Origin of the sequence: Photorhabdus cinerea (assembly GCF_011189575.1) — a bacterium.
In the GTDB taxonomy this organism is placed as follows: Bacteria; Pseudomonadota; Gammaproteobacteria; order Enterobacterales; family Enterobacteriaceae; genus Photorhabdus; species Photorhabdus cinerea.
Map to the genome: position 1 here is coordinate 1 of NZ_PUJW01000083.1, position 2,657 is coordinate 2,657.

Here is a 2,657-nt window from a genome sequence, read left to right on the forward strand (position 1 = left end):
TCCGTATCATTAGTGGTGGAGGCCAAGACACGTAGACGAGGACCGTGTTCAGGAGCAATAGCGATTAAGCGAGTGCGCATTCTTGAATACTCTTGCCCGACAGCCTCAATCATGTCTTTATACGGCAGCACCTGGCCGGACTTAATTTCGTACTCTAATTGAGTGAGCAACGCGAGAAAGTTTTCTTTTAACGTCCGGGCCTCATCGAATGTCATCGTTGCGCCCTTTTCGGCGATCATCCGCTCGACAATTTTTGTCGGTGACTCCGTGCGTCCGCTGTCAGATTTGTTACCCTGGGATCTGTTACCTGACTTGTTACCCTGTTTGTTACCTGTAGTTTTTTTATCGGGCCGGGTAACAGACTTTCGATATCGTTCGACATTCGCGTTTGACGCATCTACATCAATGTCTTCACCGTTAAGAACCAGCCAGCCGCGGGCCTTCCACTGGGTTACTGTCTTGCGGCTGACGCCGTGCAATTTTGCGAATTCTGACTGATTCATTTGTTAATGTTACCTAAATTTCAAAGACTTATAACTAGTGAAACATCGGGGCGCGCAATGCCCCTGAAATATCAATCGCTTGGGAAGGACCCATTCAAATTAAATGAGAATAATTCTTGTTTGATTCGTCTGGCCTTATCGCTACGATTTCATTTCATGATTTGTTCCTGTTTAAGTGAACATGGATTGCATTAACTGATGATTGTCTCTGATTGTGTTATAGGATCTTTACTTACTTCAACCTGTACAATGCTCCTGATTCGCTTGTAAACCTCATTACACATTACCCCTCCCAACTCGTGAGTAACTTGGCATTTGCATAACTCTTCCCTCACTTCATCGACAACTCTTTGAGCATCTTGTTGGGTTGGGAGAGTAACTTTTACATTTAACTCGTACATATCAAATCACCCTAGTTATTTGGCTGTTTTAATGGCTTCATCCAATGCCTGGCTTATAGCTTGTGGCATTAATGCATCAGCCATCTTTCTTGCGCGTTCTTGATAACCCAGGATCGGAGCAACAGGCAGGGCATCACCAAACCGGATTAATAGTTTCGGCGGTCTTTGTTTTACTCTGTCTCGACGAGTGCCATTGGGGGAACGCTTCAATCGTTTTTTGCCCTTCTTAACTTTCTTGGCTTTCTTGCGCTTCCATACCCCATTCACCCCGTCTATCTCACCGATAAACGTATCCGGCTTGGCTTTCAGTTGCTGGAGCTTATTGCGGGGTAAGTTGCCATACTTGTTTAATTTAATGTTCTTCGGATTTAATAACGCACTGCTATTAAGTTTATGTACCCCGCCAATTTCAAAGGGTGTGAGATAACTTGCGGCTATATCACGAACAAATACTTTCGCTTTCAGATTGCTTTTGCTTGCACCGACTGAACCAACAGACTTAACAGTAAAAGGGGTTGGATTATCTAACTTACGCTCTATCGCCTTCTTTTCAGCTTGTTCAATCTGACGTGCAACTTTTGTTAATGCCTGAGCGGTAGCAAATGGGACTTGCTTCTTTATTTGAGCCAGTTTATTAGACAGTTCTTTTAATCCTGCCATCAGACCAACCTTAATATCCTAAGATATCTGTAACTCAGCACCAATCAACCCAATTGCAAGAAGAGCCTCTCCATCCGGGTAATCAGCCAACATTTTATGCATTACCTTTTCACAAGCACGACAGTTTTCCTGTTGCTGCTCTGGCAATGAAGCAATTAACCCTCGAAACATCAGTATTATTTGTTCACCTGTTGTCATCGTGCTATTTCCTCAAAATAAAAAAGGCCGCATTGGGCGACCTGTTATCTGGTTCTCCACCACGCCCACGCAGCAGAAACACCCCAGCACATTAAGCCGTACAGAAAACTACCCCATGTGCCGTGCAGCATGAGCAAGAAACCGCCGAGTATCGGGGTTATCCAGCAATAAAATTCAAAATCGTTCATGTTTTAATTTTCCGGTATTGCTACTGATATGCCTGCTTTGATAACCCACTCAGGCGGCGCGGGTTTCCTGCTTTCCACAGTCAAGAAAAATTGATATGTTGACTATTCCACAGTCAAATGAGGAGTAACCAAAATGGCTAACTTCATAGTTCGTATAGAGCTTCATGATGCCGATTCTGATGACTATGATTCACTTCATAAAAAGATGGAAGCCAAAGGATTTAGCAAGACTATCACCTCTGATGAAGGGATTACTTATAAGTTACCTGATGCCGAGTATGAATATGAAAGTAATGAAACAGCCAGTGATGTACTTCAAAAGGCATATTCTATTGCGGAATCTGTTCGGAAAAAACCTTCCGTTCTTGTAACTGAATCTGAAGTGATTCACTGGAAAGGTTTAAAAAGAGCTTAATCATCGTCACTATCACAACAGATTTTCGATACTTTTCCCTTGCCTTCTAAAGCAATAAAAGCATCTCTAATATTCCGGGCGATATATTTCGCCCTGTCGTTATCGATATAGCGTCGAGATTCCATCTCTATATTTAGTGCATTTATCAGAGCTTCACGGGCCGCTACTTGTGATTCGATTGTTAAATCTTCAAATTTCATTGTTAACCTCACTGAACCCTTTCCAACCCGGAAACAGTTGGAATTAGAGTTTTATGCTAAAAAGTCAGTATCCACCCGCTGGGCGCCCATAA

5 protein-coding genes are annotated in these 2,657 nt (G+C 42.9%); 1 reads left to right on the forward strand and 4 read right to left on the reverse strand.

Going from position 1 to position 2,657, the window contains the following annotated elements; genetic code table 11:
- The 3 genes from C5469_RS22555 to C5469_RS22565 form a co-directional block, all read right to left on the reverse strand.
- A partial coding sequence (locus C5469_RS22555; protein WP_166310907.1) for an RNA polymerase subunit sigma-70 occupies nt 1-503 on the reverse strand: 503 nt, incomplete at its 3' end.
- A 416-nt stretch (nt 504-919) separates the two neighbouring features.
- The gene (locus C5469_RS22560) at nt 920-1,564 is read right to left on the reverse strand and encodes a hypothetical protein (protein ID WP_166310909.1); all 645 of its coding nucleotides are present in this window, start codon (nt 1,562-1,564) and stop codon (nt 920-922) included.
- An 18-nt stretch (nt 1,565-1,582) separates the two neighbouring features.
- Entirely contained in the window at nt 1,583-1,762 is a 180-nt protein-coding gene (locus C5469_RS22565) for a hypothetical protein (protein ID WP_166310911.1), read from the reverse strand.
- 321 nt (nt 1,763-2,083) lie between these two features.
- Between C5469_RS22565 and ghoS the strand changes: the two genes are divergently transcribed.
- Nucleotides 2,084-2,365, forward strand: coding sequence for a type V toxin-antitoxin system endoribonuclease antitoxin GhoS (gene ghoS, locus C5469_RS22570; protein ID WP_166310913.1), 282 nt, complete (start codon nt 2,084-2,086; stop codon nt 2,363-2,365).
- Here the strand turns inward: ghoS and C5469_RS22575 are convergent.
- Complete coding sequence (locus C5469_RS22575) at nt 2,362-2,565, reverse strand: hypothetical protein (RefSeq protein ID WP_166310915.1); 204 nt, start codon at nt 2,563-2,565, stop codon at nt 2,362-2,364. The two genes, ghoS and C5469_RS22575, sit on opposite strands and share 4 nt — an antisense overlap.
- Between the last annotated feature and the right edge of the window lie 92 nt (nt 2,566-2,657).

Coding starts and splice junctions, on each gene's coding strand:
- C5469_RS22560 (WP_166310909.1), bottom strand. CDS start 1,564: ATGGCAGGATTAAAAGAACTGTCTAATAAACTGGCTCAAATAAAGAAG.
- C5469_RS22565 (WP_166310911.1), bottom strand. CDS start 1,762: ATGACAACAGGTGAACAAATAATACTGATGTTTCGAGGGTTAATTGCT.
- ghoS (WP_166310913.1), top strand. CDS start 2,084: ATGGCTAACTTCATAGTTCGTATAGAGCTTCATGATGCCGATTCTGAT.
- C5469_RS22575 (WP_166310915.1), bottom strand. CDS start 2,565: ATGAAATTTGAAGATTTAACAATCGAATCACAAGTAGCGGCCCGTGAA.